18 protein-coding genes are annotated in these 16,315 nt (G+C 54.2%); 4 read left to right on the top strand and 14 right to left on the bottom strand.

The genetic code is table 11. The annotated features are described in order from the left end of the window. Window positions 1–20: 20 nt before the first annotated feature. The 7 genes from nusA to pip form a co-directional block, all read right to left on the bottom strand. Entirely contained in the window at window positions 21–1,634 is a 1,614-nt protein-coding gene (gene nusA / locus NNA36_RS11430; RefSeq protein WP_255107153.1) for a transcription termination factor NusA, read from the bottom strand. A 2-nt stretch (window positions 1,635–1,636) separates the two neighbouring features. Beyond that, complete coding sequence (rimP, locus tag NNA36_RS11435) at window positions 1,637–2,221, bottom strand: ribosome maturation factor RimP (RefSeq protein WP_255107154.1); 585 nt, start codon at window positions 2,219–2,221, stop codon at window positions 1,637–1,639. A 183-nt stretch (window positions 2,222–2,404) separates the two neighbouring features. Continuing rightward, window positions 2,405–3,949: an ABC transporter substrate-binding protein gene (locus NNA36_RS11440; RefSeq protein WP_255107155.1), complete on the bottom strand. Its 1,545-nt coding sequence runs from the start codon at window positions 3,947–3,949 to the stop codon at window positions 2,405–2,407. A gap of 72 nt (window positions 3,950–4,021) precedes the next feature. Further along, the gene (locus tag NNA36_RS11445) at window positions 4,022–5,668 is read right to left on the bottom strand and encodes an ABC transporter ATP-binding protein (RefSeq protein WP_255107156.1); all 1,647 of its coding nucleotides are present in this window, start codon (window positions 5,666–5,668) and stop codon (window positions 4,022–4,024) included. Between the two features lie 12 nt (window positions 5,669–5,680). Beyond that, on the bottom strand, window positions 5,681–6,877 hold the full coding sequence (locus NNA36_RS11450; RefSeq protein WP_255107245.1) for an ABC transporter permease: 1,197 nt from the start codon (window positions 6,875–6,877) through the stop codon (window positions 5,681–5,683). Next, the gene (locus NNA36_RS11455) at window positions 6,877–7,875 is read right to left on the bottom strand and encodes an ABC transporter permease (RefSeq protein WP_255107157.1); all 999 of its coding nucleotides are present in this window, start codon (window positions 7,873–7,875) and stop codon (window positions 6,877–6,879) included. Before NNA36_RS11455 ends, NNA36_RS11450 begins: the two co-directional genes overlap by 1 nt. Before the next feature lie 181 nt (window positions 7,876–8,056). Next, on the bottom strand, window positions 8,057–9,028 hold the full coding sequence (pip, locus tag NNA36_RS11460) for a prolyl aminopeptidase (RefSeq protein WP_255107158.1): 972 nt from the start codon (window positions 9,026–9,028) through the stop codon (window positions 8,057–8,059). A 50-nt stretch (window positions 9,029–9,078) separates the two neighbouring features. On the opposite strand from pip, the gene ubiG reads away from it, so the two are divergent. Further along, a complete protein-coding gene (ubiG, locus tag NNA36_RS11465; protein ID WP_255107159.1) occupies window positions 9,079–9,825 on the top strand; it encodes a bifunctional 2-polyprenyl-6-hydroxyphenol methylase/3-demethylubiquinol 3-O-methyltransferase UbiG in 747 nt (248 codons plus the stop codon). Between the two features lie 6 nt (window positions 9,826–9,831). Here the strand turns inward: ubiG and NNA36_RS11470 are convergent, their stop codons facing one another. Genes NNA36_RS11470 through NNA36_RS11485 form a run of 4 tightly spaced genes read right to left on the bottom strand, consistent with a single transcriptional unit; the run spans window position 9,832 to window position 12,136 of the window. Then, on the bottom strand, window positions 9,832–10,269 hold the full coding sequence (locus NNA36_RS11470; RefSeq protein ID WP_255107160.1) for a MarR family winged helix-turn-helix transcriptional regulator: 438 nt from the start codon (window positions 10,267–10,269) through the stop codon (window positions 9,832–9,834). Continuing rightward, window positions 10,270–11,103, bottom strand: a complete 834-nt coding sequence (locus NNA36_RS11475; RefSeq protein WP_255107161.1) for a carbon-nitrogen hydrolase family protein — start codon at window positions 11,101–11,103, stop codon at window positions 10,270–10,272. A 3-nt stretch (window positions 11,104–11,106) separates the two neighbouring features. Beyond that, the gene (grxC, locus tag NNA36_RS11480; RefSeq protein ID WP_255107162.1) at window positions 11,107–11,367 is read right to left on the bottom strand and encodes a glutaredoxin 3; all 261 of its coding nucleotides are present in this window, start codon (window positions 11,365–11,367) and stop codon (window positions 11,107–11,109) included. Window positions 11,368–11,401: 34 nt separating this feature from the next. Beyond that, window positions 11,402–12,136, bottom strand: coding sequence for a double zinc ribbon domain-containing protein (locus NNA36_RS11485; RefSeq protein ID WP_255107163.1), 735 nt, complete (start codon window positions 12,134–12,136; stop codon window positions 11,402–11,404). An 11-nt stretch (window positions 12,137–12,147) separates the two neighbouring features. On the opposite strand from NNA36_RS11485, the gene NNA36_RS11490 reads away from it, so the two are divergent. Then, entirely contained in the window at window positions 12,148–12,966 is an 819-nt protein-coding gene (locus NNA36_RS11490; protein WP_255107164.1) for a methyltransferase domain-containing protein, read from the top strand. A 55-nt stretch (window positions 12,967–13,021) separates the two neighbouring features. Then, window positions 13,022–14,080 (top strand): ferrochelatase, encoded by a 1,059-nt coding sequence (hemH, locus tag NNA36_RS11495; RefSeq protein WP_255107165.1) that lies wholly within the window; start codon window positions 13,022–13,024, stop codon window positions 14,078–14,080. 78 nt (window positions 14,081–14,158) lie between these two features. Here the strand turns inward: hemH and NNA36_RS11500 are convergent, their stop codons facing one another. Both NNA36_RS11500 and NNA36_RS11505 read right to left on the bottom strand, forming a co-directional pair. After that, window positions 14,159–14,335, bottom strand: coding sequence for a hypothetical protein (locus tag NNA36_RS11500; protein ID WP_255107166.1), 177 nt, complete (start codon window positions 14,333–14,335; stop codon window positions 14,159–14,161). Between the two features lie 146 nt (window positions 14,336–14,481). Beyond that, window positions 14,482–15,078, bottom strand: a complete 597-nt coding sequence (locus NNA36_RS11505; protein ID WP_255107167.1) for a L,D-transpeptidase — start codon at window positions 15,076–15,078, stop codon at window positions 14,482–14,484. A 170-nt stretch (window positions 15,079–15,248) separates the two neighbouring features. Here NNA36_RS11505 and NNA36_RS11510 point away from each other — a divergent pair, with 170 nt between their 5' ends. Next, window positions 15,249–15,770, top strand: a complete 522-nt coding sequence (locus NNA36_RS11510) for a CAP domain-containing protein (protein ID WP_255107168.1) — start codon at window positions 15,249–15,251, stop codon at window positions 15,768–15,770. Here the strand turns inward: NNA36_RS11510 and NNA36_RS11515 are convergent. Further along, window positions 15,761–16,255, bottom strand: coding sequence for a murein L,D-transpeptidase family protein (locus NNA36_RS11515; RefSeq protein WP_255107169.1), 495 nt, complete (start codon window positions 16,253–16,255; stop codon window positions 15,761–15,763). The genes NNA36_RS11510 and NNA36_RS11515 overlap by 10 nt on opposite strands. Window positions 16,256–16,315 lie beyond the last annotated feature (60 nt).

Below are 16,315 nucleotides of genomic sequence, written 5' to 3' on the forward strand. Positions count from 1 at the left end.
TGTGCCACTGAGGCCCTGAATCAGGCCTCAGCCTCCTCTTCGGTTGCGTCTTCTTCTTCGGCTTCCGCTTCGAGTTCGGAGGGATCAACCCAACCCAGAACGATGCGTGCGGTCATGACCATGTCCTGCGCTTCTTCAAGCGAGACACCAAAGGGCTCAAGAACACCGTCGTCCTTGACCCTCTCGCCATCGACGGAAGTCCAACCACCCGCGAGTTCCCAATCCGCGCAAGTTGCGAAATCTTCGAGCGTCAGAACGCCATCTTTCGCCAGTGCTTCGATCATCTGGGGTGTAAGGCCTTCGAATTCAACCAGGCTATCTTCGACACCCAATGCACGGGCGCTTTCCATCGCTGCCTTGTTCTGGGCTTCGATATAGTCACGTGCACGCGCTTGAAGCTCGTTTGCGGTGCCTTCATCTACACCGTCGATCACAAGAAGCTCGTCAAGTTCGACATAGGCGACTTCTTCGAGGTTGGTAAACCCTTCGGAAACCAGCAGTTGAGCAAAGAACTCATCAAGGTCCAGAGTTTCCACAAAGAGCTTGGTGCGTACTTCGAACTCTTTCTGACGGCGCTCGGATTCGTCCGACTCGGTCATGATGTCGATATCAAGACCGGTCAGCTGAGACGCGAGGCGTACGTTTTGACCGCGACGACCAATGGCAAGTGAAAGCTGCTCGTCAGGAACAACCACTTCGATTTTGCCAGCTTCGTCGTCCAGAACAACCTTGGAGACTTCAGCAGGTTGCAGAGCGTTCACAAGGAAGGTTGGCTGATCTTCGTTCCACGGAATGATGTCGATCTTTTCGCCCTGAAGCTCGTTCACAACGGCCTGCACACGCGAACCTCTCATACCAACACAGGCGCCGACAGGATCAATCGAACCGTCATAAGAGATCACGGCGATCTTGGCGCGGGAACCGGGATCACGGGCAACCGCTTTGATCTCGATAATGCCGTCATAGATTTCCGGCACTTCCATCTTGAACAGTTCAGCCATGAATTCCGGCGCGGTGCGCGACAGGAAGATCTGCGGGCCGCGGGTCTCGCGGCGCACATCTTTGATGAAGCAGCGCACACGGTCATTCGGGCGATAGCTTTCGCGGCCGATTTTCTCGTTGCGGCGCAGGATTCCTTCACCGCGGCCCACGTCCACGATAACATTGCCGTATTCTTCGCGCTTAACAACACCATTGATGATGGTGCCTGCGCGATCTTTGAATTCGTCATACTGACGGTCGCGTTCGGCTTCGCGCACTTTCTGAAGAATGACCTGCTTTGCGGACTGAGCGGCAATGCGGCCCATTTCGACCGGCGGCACTTCTTCGATGAATTGATCGCCAACCTTGGGATCATCCAGATACTGCTTGGCCTGCTCAACAGTGAACTCAGCTTGGTAGTTTTCAAGCTCTTCTTCTTCGACCACGGTGCGAACACGGGTGAAGGTTGCCTTACCCGTCTTGCGATCGATGCTGACACGGATGTCCATTTCCGCGCCATAACGCGACTTGGCTGCACGCGCGAGGGACTCTTCCATCGCTTCCACAACCAGGCCCGGGTCGATCATCTTCTCGCGAGCGACAGCCTCGGCGGTTTGCAGCAACTCAAGCTGGTTTGCAGAGGTAATTGCCATTGTCAGTCCTCCTCGGAACCGTTTTCGGTTTCAATCTCGTCAAATTGGTCTTCGTTCAGGGTGCCTGCCGCCTTGCGCTGCCGCAGCATCTCCTTGATCAGTTCGTCAGTCATGACCAGTTTGGCATCTGCCAACCAATCAAATTGCAGACCGACAGTTACCGTCTCGCCCTGTGAATCGAGGTTGATGAGCACCTCTTCACCTTCGACGCCAGCCAGAACGCCCTTAAAGCGTTTGCGGCCATCGATCAACTCGGCGGTTTCGATCTTCGCGTCGTAGCCCTCGAAGGTCTCGAAATCCTTGAGGCGGGTAAGGGGCCGGTCGATACCGGGGCTGCCGACTTCGAGCACATACGAATCCGAAAGCGGGTCTTCGACATCCAGAACCGCACTCACTGCATTCGAGATATCGGCACAATCGTCGACCTCGATGCCTCCGGTGGGGCGCTCGGCCATGATCTGCAGAGTATGTGTGCTGCCACCTTGAAGACGCAGGCGTACGAGCTCGAACCCCATGTCTTCAATGACAGGAGATATGATCTCGGCCAGTTTGCGATCTATCGCAGTTTTGGCAATCAGGTCACTCATCGTTGCTTTCCAAACACAAAAAAACGGGCCAGCGGCCCGTCGAACTTTCCGATGGAGCGTTGGGAGTACATCCCCCAGCGCACCGCTGTTGAAAAGGCATATACGCGCGATGCAGCGAGTCTGCAAGGTCTATGTGAAAACGCCCCGCAAATGCGGGGCGTTTCCTAAAAGTTTTGGGCGGAATTAGGCGAACCACCAACGCTCGATCAGACGCGAGCTGTCCATCTGGAACACGTTACCAATCGTTCCCGAGTTGGTCAGCTTGGTGCTGTGCGCATCCACATAGTTCGCGTACATCGGAATTACGGTCCCGCCTTCCGACGACATCAACGCCTGCATCTCGTGATACATCATGCGGCGCTTGCCGCTGTCCAGTTCGGCGCGCGCAGTCAGGAGCAGTTCCTGGAAGCGTGCGTTTTCCCAACCCGAGTCATTCCACGGAACACCGGTTTCGTAGGCGGTCGAGAACATCCAATCCTCAGTTGCACGACCCGACCAGTAGCAGGCACACCAAGGTTTCTTGAGCCAGACGTTTGACCAGTAGCCGTCAGCCGGTTCCTGAACCACGTTGATATCAATACCGGAAGCCTTGGCGGAAGCCTGATACAGTTGCGCTGCATCCACTGCGCCCGGGAAGGCCGCATCCGAAGCCGAGAGATCGACTTTCAGGCCATCAAGGCCAGCCTTCTTGAGGTGGTGCTTGGCTTTATCCGGATCATAGTCGTTCAGCGGAAGATCCGACGCGAAGTACTGGTTCGCAGGACCAATCGGAATATCGTTCGCAACGGCACCGTGACCCAGAAGGATCTTGTCGACCATTTCCTGACGGTTGATCGAGTGCTTCAGAGCTTTGCGCACGTCCACATTGTTGAAGGGCTCCAGTGCGGTCAGCATCGGGAAGGTAAAGTGCTGGTTGCCGGTCACCTCGAAGATGTTGATCATCGGGTTGGCCTTCATGAGCGGCTCGGTCTTGAAGTCAACGCGGTTCACCGCGTCTACCTGACCGGTCATCAGAGCATTCATGCGCGCCGAAGAGTCGTTGATCGCAATCAGTTCAACCGAGTCGAACCAACCTTCTTTGCCATCCTTGTAGTGGCCGTCAACACGGCTCAGCAGGGTACGAACGCCGGGGTTGAAGCTCTCAACCTTGTAGAGGCCGGTGCCGATGCCATTTGCAATGGCTTCGTCCACCTGACCGGCCGGATACATACAGATGTGATAATCGGAAAGAAGGAACGGGAAGTCCGCATTACCCGCTTTCAGAGTCATCTGAACCTGATGGTCTCCCATCTTCTTCATTTCGGTAATAGCCGAAACGATTGGTTTCGCCGCCGATTTCGCGCCCTCGGCCACGTGCATGTTCAGTGATTCGATCACGTCGTCAGCGCCAAACGCCTTGCCGTTGTGGAAAGTCACACCCTTGCGCAGATTGAACGTCCAGGTTTTGGCATCCGGAGTTGCCTCCCAGCTCTCAGCCAATTCGCCGGCCAGTTCGCCACTTGCGGCAACCTGAGTCAGGGTATCAAAAACCGCGCCATGACAGGCCATGATCATATAGCTGTCCGAGTGTGTACGGCTATCCCAGCTATCCGAAGTGTTGGCGCCAGCAAGACCAAGACGCAGGGTACCACCACGCTTGGGCATTGCAGAAACCGGCATACCGGTTGCCGCAAGAACGCCAGCGGCTGCACCGGTCTTAAGCAGGCCACGTCTGCTGATATTCGTCATTAGATTACTCCCATGTTGGTTGTTCGGCTTTTTCACCGATTAGTAAGCCGCCCGTTCACCGGGCGATTCGAATTACATCTTATCAACGGCGGCATCGCCGATGTTATCAACTCCACGTTCATTGAGCAGATTGGTGAGCCAATCCGGATCCATTTCCGGAACCGAGCTGAGCAGAAGATCGGTGTAGGGATGGTGCGGAGGTGTGAACATGTCGTTTTTGAGACCCTGCTCAACAACGCGCCCGTCTTTCATCACGACAACCTCGTCGGCAATTGATTTCACTGTAGCGAGATCGTGTGTGATGAACATGTAGGACAAGTTAAGCTCATCTTGCAGCTTGGCAAGTAGCTTGAGGATACCTTCGGCGACCAATTGGTCGAGCGCGGATGTCACCTCGTCGCAAATGATGAACTTAGGCTCGGCAGCAAGAGCGCGGGCGATACCGATACGCTGTTTTTGCCCACCCGACAGCTCGGACGGCAGACGATTATAGTACTGCGACGGTTCAAGCTCGATTTCTTCCAGGAGATATTCTACGCGCTTGCGTTTTTCCGCACCCGTCAGTCCCATGTAAAACTGAACGGGTCGTCCAATTAGCTCGCCGATCGTTTTGCGTGGGTTCAGAGCCGTATCTGCCATCTGATAGATCATCTGCGCCTGACGCAGCTGCATTTTGCTCCGCTTGCGGTAGTCGAGCGGAAGTGCCTCGCCGTCAAATTCCACATGACCCTGCTTGGGCGGCAGCAAGCCAGTGATACAACGCGCCGTGGTCGATTTGCCCGAACCGGACTCACCAACAACTGCAACTGTCCGACCTTCATGAATGTCGAAGCTGACATCGTGCAGCACCGGAATTTTGCCATAAGCAGCAGTCACGTTCTGCACGGAAATCACGGGGGTTGCCGAAGTGTGCACAGCAGGTTTTTGCGGGCGCTTGAAGCTTCGAACTGCCCAGAGAGATTTCGTGTAATCCTCTTGAGGGTCAGAGAGCATCTTGCGGGTTTCCGCCTCTTCGACCTCATCGCCCTTGAGGAGCACTTTGATCTTGTCAGCCATCTGCGCCACAACCGCAAGATCGTGCGTGATATAGATCGCGGCCGTATCGAATTCCTCGACGATCTCGCGGATCGACGCGAGAACCTCAATCTGGGTCGTTACGTCCAACGCTGTTGTTGGCTCATCAAAGATGATCAGGTCCGGACGGCATGCCATTGCCATTGCAGTCATCGCGCGCTGAAGTTGTCCGCCTGACACCTGGTGCGGATAGCGAAAGCCAATTTCCTCCGGGTTTGGCAGTCGCAACTTACGGTAAAGCTCTACACCATCAGCTTCACTTTCAGCCTTGCCCAGCACCTTGTGCTGAACTGGAGCTTCGGTGTGCTGGTCGATCAAACGGTGAGCCGGGTTGAAACTTGCAGCCGCGGACTGCGCAACATAGGCAATGCGTTTTCCTAGGAGGTCGCGCTTTACTGCAGCCGAAGCATTGACCAAGTCGATCCCGTCAAATTCAACGGTTCCATCTGAAATCCGGCATCCATCTCGAGTAAACCCCATCGAAGCGAGACCAACTGTAGATTTACCAGCGCCGGATTCGCCGATTAGACCCAGCACTTCGCCCTTTTTCAAATCAAGGTCGACGCCATTTACGATCTGGTTCCAGGTTTCATCACTACGGCCTTCAATTTTGAGACCGCGAACTTTGAGCAATTGTTCAGACATTCTCAGCCTCCCTTATTCTTTCAGACCCGAAGATTTGTGCAGCATCCAGTCGACTACGAAGTTCACGGCAACTGTCAGCAGGGCGATGGCACCTGCCGCCAGAAGCGGAGCACTTGCCACCTGCGGCGCGAACGCAGCGAAGTTGATAAACTGCGCGAGATCGCGAACCATCGTCCCCCAATCCGCAAGGGGTGGCTGGATCCCCACACCCAGGAACGAAAGCGATGCGATGGTCAGGAACACAAAGCAGAAGCGCAATCCAAACTCAGCCAGCAATGGCGCGGTCGCATTTGGAAGGATTTCACGGAAAATCAGATACCCCAACCCTTCACCCCGCAGCTTTGCAGCCTCGATATAGTCCATCACCACGATGTTCAGACCAACCGCGCGGGCCAATCGGAAAACGCGCGTCGAGTCGATGACCGCGATGATGAGAACCATGTAGAACGTCAGCAGGCCCTTCTCCGATCCCGCCCAGGCAGCAGCAATCGTCATCAGCAAAAGCGCAAAGATGAGAGACGGAATAGCCATAAGAACATCGACAGCCCTTGAAACGATCTGATCAAGCCAGCCACCGAGAGTGGCCGCCAAGAAACCAAGAGTGCCACCGATGAAAAAGGCGAGGACAGTGGTTGCAAATGCGATACCAACCGTATTTTGCGCACCGTAGATCAAACGAGACAGGATATCCCGCCCGATCTGGTCGGTTCCAAGGGGATAGTCCGGATTGCCACCCATTGCGGGGTTGCCGCCGGGCACAATGTTGGCAGCACCCAGGATTTCTTCCTGACCGTAAGGTGCAAGAATGCCGGCAAAGATAGCCACAAAAGCATAGATCAAGATGGTCAGGACCCCAAAGCTCGCCGTTAGAGGCATAGAGCGAAAGAGCTTTCTAGTTGCGTTCGTTCCAACGGAACGTCCCAGAATCCGGAAGATCCACGCAGCGATGGCAAAGATCACCAAGCCTTCTACCGCTTTCCCGAGGAAGAAGTACTTGTTGGCGACTGTAGGGTCACTCGAGTGCGAGAGCACATAGGACCAAACCAGCCAAACAAGAACTACGGCGCCAAATACAAAGCCAAAGGCGACTCCAAAAGACATATCGCGGAAGTAGGGCTTGTTGCCAGTTATCTTCTGGCCAAGGAAGCGGAATACCCATCCCACAGCCGCCATTCCGACAGCCAAGAGAAGCAAATTCAGAATTGTCATCATTTCGGGTGCCTCAGACGCGGGTTGGACAGGATCGATAGAATGTCAGCCGTCAGATTCAGCAGGATGTATGCCGCTGCAAAAATCAGACAGCACGCCTGTACTACTGGGATGTCACGGATTTTCACGCTGTCCACGAACAGTTGGCCAATGCCTGGATAGACAAACACAACCTCGACAACGACGACGCCCGTGATCAAGTAGGCAAGGTTCAATGCAATCACGTTGATAATCGGAGCAAGCGCATTAGGAAGCGCGTGCTTGACGATCACTCGCATAGGAGAAAGCCCTTTGAGGCGTGCCATTTCGATATAAGGCGAGGCCAAAAGGTTGATAATTGCAGCACGGGTCATTCGCATCATGTGGGCGGTAACAACCAATGTCAGGGTCAAAGCCGGAAGCAGAGTTTTTTCAAAACGCTCTCCGAAGCTCATTCCGTCATAGATGTTGGACAACGACGGAAGCATTGGATTCAAAACCGCAAGGAACAGGATCAGAATGTACGCCAGAAAGAACTCGGGCGACGAGATGGAACTGAGAGTGAGAATGTTCGTTGCGCGATCGAAAATCGAGTTTCGATAGAGGGCGGCCAAAACACCGAGAGTGATCGAGATCGGAACGGCGATCAGTGCGGTGACGCCGGCGAGGAACATGGTGTTCTCAAATCGCGGGCCGATCTGCGCGGCAACCGAGGCCATTCCAGAACCAGCATCGGATCCTACGAAGGACGCAAAGTTCGCTTGGGCAAAGCTATTTCCAAGGTCTCCTTGGACAGCGCCGCCCAGCCAGCTCAGATACCTGGAAACAGGATGCTGATCCAACCCAAGATCCTTGCGGATTGCATTTACGGCTTCTTCTGTTGCGCCCTGTCCTAGGATTGCTTGCGCAAAATCCCCGGGCAGCAAGTTCACCGCGGTGAAAATGACGACTGAAACGACGAACAGCGTCAAAACCCCCAGCGCAAGACGCTGGGCTATGATTTTCAATATCGAGGCCACTTGTCCTCACCTGTTGGCTTTTTTGTGATTAGCTTCAGGTTAACGGGCGACAGAAACCTGTAAACCCTCTAAATCTTAAATGGCCATAAGAATTTCGTTTTCGTGTGTTTTTATGTTGGGTTTCCCCCATTTTTCGATTTTTTGGGGGTAGAGCCAAAGAAAATCTGGACCTATCAATCGCTCAAATTCGTGCCAATTGGTTCATAACACGGACCAATTCCGCGCTGATGCCCGGCTCAGAAAGCGCGTGCCCAGCGTTGTGAACCATCCTGAGTTGTGCGTTTTTCCACCGAGACGTTAGCTCGTAAGCGGACTGAGGTGGGCAGATCATGTCATAGCGCCCCTGCACGACAAAACCGGGGATATGAGCGATCTTGTCCAAATTTCCAAGAATTTGGCTATCTTCGTCGAGAAAGCCCATGTTCTGAAAATAGTGGTTCTCCAGCCGAGAAAATGCCCGTGCATACTCGGCGGGAGGCTCGCCCACTGCACCTACCGAATTCATGGAAGCGAGTGCGTTTTCCCACTTGGCCCAGGCCTGCGCGTAGCGGACTTCGGTCGATCGATCCCCGCTGAACAACCGCGTGTGATAGGCTGCAATCAGGTCACCGCGCTCAGTTTCCGGAATGAGGTTTACGAACTTTTCCCAATGCTCCGGCCAGAAATGACCTGCACCGCCACCATAGAACCAATCTAGTTCCGGGCGCGTCATCAAGAAAACCCCACGGAGAACCAAACAGGCCACCCTGTCAGGATGAGTTTGTCCGTAGATGAGAGCAAGCGTCGCCCCCCAGCTACCGCCGAACACAATCCACGACTCGATATCGAGAGCCTCGCGAATGGCCTCCATATCGCCGACAAGGTGCCATGTCGTGTTGTTTTCAACAGACGCATGAGGTCTGGATTTCCCACATCCCCGCTGATCGAAGAGGACTATTCGATAAACGTTCGGGTCAAAATACCGCCGCATCGCCGGGCTCGAACCACCACCCGGACCGCCATGCACAACAACGACCGGCAAACCATCTGGCCGACCGGACTGTTCGACATAAATTGTATGACCATCACCCCTGTCGAACATCCTCTGGTCAAAGGGTTCAACAGGAGGGTAAAGGTAGCTGACCGCGCGCTTTTGGCCCGAGTTTTTATCCATGTCCGACCTATATAAAGTGAGGCGGCCCAAATGAGCATATGGAGATCAGAATGCAAGGCTCACAATCAACTGTCGACCCCTCAGAAGTCGCAAAGTTTGAAGCCATGGCGGCTGAGTGGTGGGATCCAAACGGAAAATTCAAACCCCTCCATATGCTGAATCCCTGCCGGTTGGACTATATCACCCGCCAGATTGCAGCGGAATTCGACCGCGATCTTTCGCAACCAGAACCCTTCAAGGGGCTCCGTCTGCTGGATATCGGTTGCGGTGGCGGCTTGCTGAGCGAGCCTATGGCGCGTCTCGGCGCGACTGTGGTTGGAGCGGACGCTGCGGGTGGCAATATTCCCGTGGCCAAAGTCCATGCAGAACAGTCCGGCCTGGATATCGACTACAGACACACCACAGCCGAAGCCCTTGCAGAGGCGGGTGAGCAATTCGATGTGGTTCTCAATATGGAAGTGGTCGAACATGTTGCCGATCCGCTTTCCTACCTGACCGCCTGCAAAACGCTTCTGAGACCCGGCGGCCTGCATCTGTGCTCGACGATCAATCGCAATCCCAAAAGCTTTGCTGTTGCCATTGTCGGAGCAGAATACGTGATGCGCTGGCTGCCCAAAGGCACACACGAGTGGCACAAGTTCATCACGCCGGACGAGCTTTTCGGTCTATTGGAGAAATCCGGCGTCAAACCGGTGGATCGCAAGGGGTTTGTGTTCAACCCGATCAGCTGGCAATGGTCGATTTCTGATCGCGACCTCAGCGTGAACTACGTGACGGCAAGTGTGCGGGCTGACTGATCAGAATTAGGTCTGATCAAGCTTGACCCGCAACTCCCGCAGGATTGGCAAGGCTGCGCGCACGCGGTCTTCGCCAAGATCTTCCACGATTTCGGTAATCATTGGAGCGATTCCCGAAAGCGCCTCGTCTCGGGCCTGTCGACCAGCCGGGCTTATCCCCACGATCTTGCGGCGAGCATCATCCCAATCAGGGCGCACGTGAATGTAGCCTGCCACCTCAAGCTTGTTGAGCGTGTTCGTCATTGCGCCGCGCGTGACATGAAAGGTTTTTGCCAACTGTGCCGGGCTGCGCTCAGCCCCTGCTGGTGCCAGATGGTTGAGAACAGAAAAATGGGAAAGCTCCATTCCTTTTGGAAGAACTTTGGACAGGCGCGCGCGTGCCAACTGATCTGCCATCAGGATTTCACCAAACAATGAAATCGCCAACGAATTGTTATCGCTCATTCAGGGGCCTTCGAAATCTCTGTCGTGGGTCAATGACGGGACCTTTCGTCGTGCTTTTGCCACCATAGATAGGTCCAGATCAACACAAGACACGCCGGTTTTCGTTCCGGCGTCCAACAGAACCTCGCCCCATGGCGCAATTGCCATCGAATGCCCATGTGTTTGCCGCTGTTTTCCACGCGATGCAGAATGCAGGCCGGTTTGCGCAGGGGCCAACACGAAACACCCTGTTTCAATCGCACGTGCCCGAAGAAGTGTTTCCCAGTGCGCCTTTCCGGTCAGATGGGAAAAAGCAGCCGGAACAGTCAGTATATCCGCGCCAGCCTTTGCAAGTCGTCTGTGCAAGTCAGGGAAGCGCACGTCATAACAAATCGTCATCCCGACTTTGCCGAACGAAGTCTCAGCAACGACAGCTTTTGTTCCCGGACGATAGCCGTCCGACTCGCGATAGGTTTCCTCAGTTGAAACCTGCACATCAAACATGTGGATCTTGTCATATCTGGCGAGAATCTCGCCATCAGGGCCAATTAGGAAAGATCGGTTGGCGAACCTGCCGTCCTTGTCATCGGTTTTCAGCGCGAGTGATCCGATAAGTAGCCAAATCCCAAGCTCACGTGCCTCAGCCCGCAAGCCGGCCAGCGTTTCGTCATCCTTTTCAAGTGACAGAACACCGGCCTGGTGCGCGCGGCTTGAGGAAACACAGTTGGTCACTTCAGGCGTAAGCACAAATTCGGCGCCCTGCACTGCTGCGTCCTGCATCATGTTGCGGACTGTCTGAAGGTTTTCGACAGGGTCATCCGAACTTGTCATTTGCAGAAGTGCAACGCGCGTCATGGATCAAGCGGCCAAAAGAGGATCAAGTTTACCCGCACGTTCCAGCGCATAGAGATCGTCGCAGCCGCCGACATGAGTTTCACCAACAAAAATCTGAGGGACCGTACGCCCACCATTGGCACGATCAATCATCTCGGCCTTGCGCGAAGGCTCGCGGAAAACGTCAATTTCAGTGAACTCGACACCCTTTTGGTTAAGCAAGCGTTTAGCTGCGTGACAGAAACCGCACAGTGGGCTGGTGTAGATCTCGATGGGTTTAGACATGTTTTCCTCGGTCGATATGTCGTTCGAGAGGAATTTAGGCATCCTTGGCAACGCGCGCCAGTGTAATGACGTTCACGTCCTTGGCACCGTGTGCAATGAGGGCATCGGCTGCAGCTGTCAAAGTCGCACCTGTCGTCATCACATCGTCGACCAACAGTATTTTCGCGTCCGCCACGAGGTTTTCGTGCTTGGGGTTCACCGTGATGGCGCCATGCATGCGGGCAAATCTCTCGTCCATGGAAAGATCCTTCATAGTCCCCCCAACCACTGGGCGCTCCAGCAGATCAAGACACGACTGAAGCGAAAGCTCTTTTGCAAGGGCCTGGGTCAACAAGGCCGCCTGGTTGAACTTCCGCAAGAAAAAGCGCCTTCGATGGAGCGGGATGGGAACAAGAAGCGCATCCTTTTTGACAAGAGGCTTGGCTGCCAGTGCCATCCATCGCGCGGCGGGATATGCAACGTCATGCCGATCGCCGTGCTTGAGAGCCAGAACAAGTTTGCGTGCGTTGTCGCGGTACAAAAGCGCTGCTCGCCCCTTGTTCCAGGGACGTTCGATTTCAAGGCAGTCATCACAAACTTCGGTACCTGTTTCGGCCTCCCCCGGAAGCGACACTCCGCATTTGTCACAAACCAGTCCACCAATGAATGACATGCCGTGCCAGCACGTCCCACACAGACCGAAATCCGTTGCAACCAACGCGCCACAATTCACGCAACGCGGAGGAAAAAGCAGTTGGATGAGCGTTTGAAACTTTTCCTGCATCAACATATGTTCCGCCCATGCAAACCACGCCTGAAATAGTCGACCGAAAGTCGCTTAGCCTGCACCGATCTCGCGCGGATCGCAACAAGGGGATGTTTCTTCAGAAGCTTGCTTTCGATGATGTTCAGGATCGTCTGTCTTTGGTTAACAGAGACTTTACAAACGTTGCGGTTGTGTCGCCCTTCCCCGAAGTTTGGGCAGCGATTTTTCCCAATGCGCGTGTCGTTCCGGATACCGATCTTCTTGATCTGGAGCCAAAGTCATTTGACCTTGTGATCCATGCACTTTGCCTACACTGGGCAAACGATCCCGTTGGCCAGATCATTCAATGTCACCGCGCACTGAAAAGCGACGGGCTTTTCATGTGCGTCACGTTCGGAGGACAAACCCTCACCGAACTACGTGCCGCTCTCGGACAGGCCGAAAGCGAAGAAAGAAACGGCCTTTCCCCACGCGTCGTCCCCATGGGGGAAATTCGGGATCTCGGAGCTTTGCTGCAAAGGGCCGGCCTTGCGCTTCCAGTAGCCGATTCCGTGCCCATGAAGGTGACCTACAAAACTCCCTGGCATCTCATGAAAGACTTGCGCGCGATGGGGGAAACCAATGCGCTTTCCGGACGCCTACGTCATCCAACAGGAAAAACGGTGTTTCTCAAGGCTGCCAGCTTGTACGAATCCGAGTTTGGGGAAGATGGTAGAATACCGGCGACCTTTGAACTGGTGTTCCTGACAGGCTGGGCACCTGATGAAAGCCAACCCAAACCGCTTCGTCCGGGATCGGCTTCGACCCGTCTTGCCGAGGCACTTGGCGCAGTAGAAACGCCACTCAAAGATTGACACGAGCAGGCCAAGCACTAGGTCAGCGATGACGTTGAAGAAAAAGGGACATTTCATGTCGGACACCACCGCAACCCGCCCAGAACACAGTCAGCCGGATCATCCAAAGGTGGCACGCGGTAAGGTTGGTGTTTTGCTTGCAAACTTGGGCACGCCGGATTCCTACACCTACTGGCCAATGCGCAGATATTTGAACCAATTTCTCTCGGATAAACGTGTCATCGATTACCCCGCATGGAAATGGCAACCGATCCTGAAGGCAATCATCCTGACGAAGCGCCCCTTTTCGAGCGGCGAGGCCTATAAGTCGATCTGGAATCATGAGCTTGACGAAAGCCCGCTGATGACCATTACGAAGGATCAGACCGCAAAAATCGCCACTTCAATGCACAAGAGTTTCGGCGAGAATGTCATGGTCGATTTCTGCATGCGCTATGGAAACCCATCTACCGAATCGAAAGTGCGGGAGATGGTTGCCGCGGGATGTGAAAAGATACTCTTTTTCCCACTGTATCCGCAGTACGCTGGCGCTACTACGGCCACTGCCAATGACGAATTTTTCCGCGCCTTGATGAAAGAGAAATGGCAACCGGCGGTCAGGACGGTACCAGCATATTTCGACAACCCAGGATACATTGATGCCTTGGCGCAATCGGTTGAAGCGGCCTATGCTGAAATCGAGCAAAAGCCCGAGCTTCTAGTGGTATCCTATCACGGAATGCCCATCCGCTACTTGATGGAGGGCGATCCCTATCATTGCCAGTGCCAAAAGAACACGCGGCTTTTGCAAGAGCGCTTGGGTTGGGAAAAGACAGATCTCAAGACTACGTTCCAGTCTCAGTTTGGACCGGAAGAATGGTTACAGCCTTATACGGTTGAAGAGGTGGCACGCCTTGCCAAGGAAGACGGCGTCAAGCGCATCGCAGTTATTGCTCCAGCGTTCTCGTCCGACTGCATCGAGACGCTTGAAGAGATCAACGAAGAAATCAAAGAGAGCTTCGAAGAGGCTGGCGGTGAGGAGTTCACCTATATCCCCTGCCTCAACGATCAGGATGCGCACATCGCCGCCCTTTCGGACATCATCAAGGACAATCTGAAAGGTTGGATTGGCTAAAGCCGGCTCAGCCCCTCCAGAATGCGAAAAAGGCGGAGCCATCGGCTCCGCCTTTTTCTTTAGTAGTGTATCGTAAAATTACGATGCAGCTGCAGCAACCAGAGCGATCAGGAGCAGCGGAACCCAGATAGCAGCGCTCGACGAGCTTGCTTCGGCTTCAACTACAGTCGGCTCAACAACCGGATCAGCCATCGAACCAGCGAATGCGGTCGAAGCAGCGGCGGTCAGAGCAGCAGCGAGAACGAGTTTTTTCATGTTATCCTCCAGATAAAAGCTTGCCGCCATAGTGTGAGGGCGACGACAAGCACCCAAGACTTACCTCGTATCTTTGTCTAAACCGCAATTCAGATCAATTGCAAACCCAAGATACGGATTCTCAAGGCCCAACGGCCAAAATGTCGTCAAATAAGCAACACTTGCGTGCCAACTTTGGCCAAACCGAACAACTCCGAAATATGCTCGTTATAGAGCCCGATGCAGCCATTGGACGAACGCCGGCCAATCTTGCGTGTATCGTGTGTTCCGTGAATACGGTAATACGTCCAGCTTAGGTAAAGAGCGTGTGTGCCAAGCGGATTGTCAGGCCCCGGCGGAACATGATCGGGCCATTCAGGATTGCGTTTACGCATCGCAGGAGTCGGCCGCCAGCTTGGACCTTCCACCTTGCGCACCACCTTGGTGCGTCCCCGGCGTGTCAAATCCTCGGTCAACGGGACAGATGATGGGTAAAGCTTGTACGTTTCACCATCTTCAGACCAATAGTGCAGAGCGCGTGATGTAACATCCACCAAGATGGCGCCATTTCTCAGATTGGAGAAATAAGGCGTCCAATCCAGTGCTCGAAAGCTTGAGATGTTGCGTACGACAACCTCGCTGAGATCACGCTCAACTTCGGTCGTGGAGGACTCGGTCTGTGCAAGCGCGGGCGCACCGATAAAGGCGGCACCAGCCGCAAGGAACGAGCGGCGTCCAAATCCTTTTGGGCTATTGTCTTCCATTGTAGCTCTCCAAACCTCTTTGAGTTTTCTGTTCCGCGAAAGAATATTGCCTGAAAGCCGCAGTCGCAAATCAAACACATGTCATTTGGCGAAGTCACGCTGATGTGGGTTTTCAAGGCAACGGACGCTAATGTAGAGGTGAGTCCAAAGGAAAAATGATGGGACGAGCAATGACGCGACTAATTGCGCTTTTCACCGCCGCAGTAATTGTGCTTGCAGGCTGCGACACGACAACCGGCGGATCTGGCAGCACGCGACAGTATAAGATCTCGTCCAACAGCACAGCCAAAATTCAGTATCGCGTTCTCGACTCCATCAATGCGCTGCGTCAGGCTTCAGGTGCCCCTGCTCTCGAATTGAATGCACAGCTAAACGCAGCGGCGGCAACGCACTCTCGAGACATGTCCATCCAGAACCGCCCTTGGCACTTTGGCTCTGACGGCTCTTCGCCTCTGCAGCGCGTGCAACGCGTTGGCTACACTGGTCGTTTTCTTGGCGAAAACATCTCTGAAACCTATGAGACCGACATGCAAACCATCGAAGCATGGCTTGCCGATGAAGGAACACGTACGATTCTGCTTAACCCAGAAGCACGCCACATGGGCTTTGCCTGGTATCAGGAATCAAACGGCAAAATCTGGTGGACACTCGTGACGGGCAGCCCGGTCGATACTCCGCAGGTTCACGGATAGATCGAAATCGGTGTCCCGTTTCGAACCATCGCGTAGATATCTTCCATTTCGCTGTTGGTAACGGCGATACAGCCGGCCGTCCAATCAGGTCCGCCTTTCCGGTTCTTCCAGGGGCGGCCATGGATGAAGATGTCGCCGCCGGGATCTTTTCCCTGTGAAGATGCGTAAGCTCTGTCCGCCGCATTTGGATAGGAAATACCCAGGGACAAATGAAAGGCGCTGTTTGGATTGCGACGGTCGATAATATAGTCGCCTTCGGGCGTACGCCCGTCACCTAGAATCGTCTTGTCACCTTCGGGTGCAAATCCCAGTCCGATGTCATAGGTTTCCAAAACATCGTCTTGATGCATCAGATACATTTTGCGGCTGTCTTTGTAGACGAGAATCCGCGTAACTTCTGGCCCGTTGTAAGTCTTGAACTTCGACGCACACCCGGCAAGGCCAACAAGACTCAAGATCAATAGGGCAACTGCGAACCTGCGCATGGAAACGATCCTTTTGGGTGCTGTCTTACAGTGTTGCTGGTTTCGAGTACAGAAAAGGCT

The sequence above is a fragment of the Shimia sp. CNT1-13L.2 genome (assembly GCF_024331145.1).
In the GTDB taxonomy this organism is placed as follows: Bacteria; Pseudomonadota; Alphaproteobacteria; order Rhodobacterales; family Rhodobacteraceae; genus Shimia.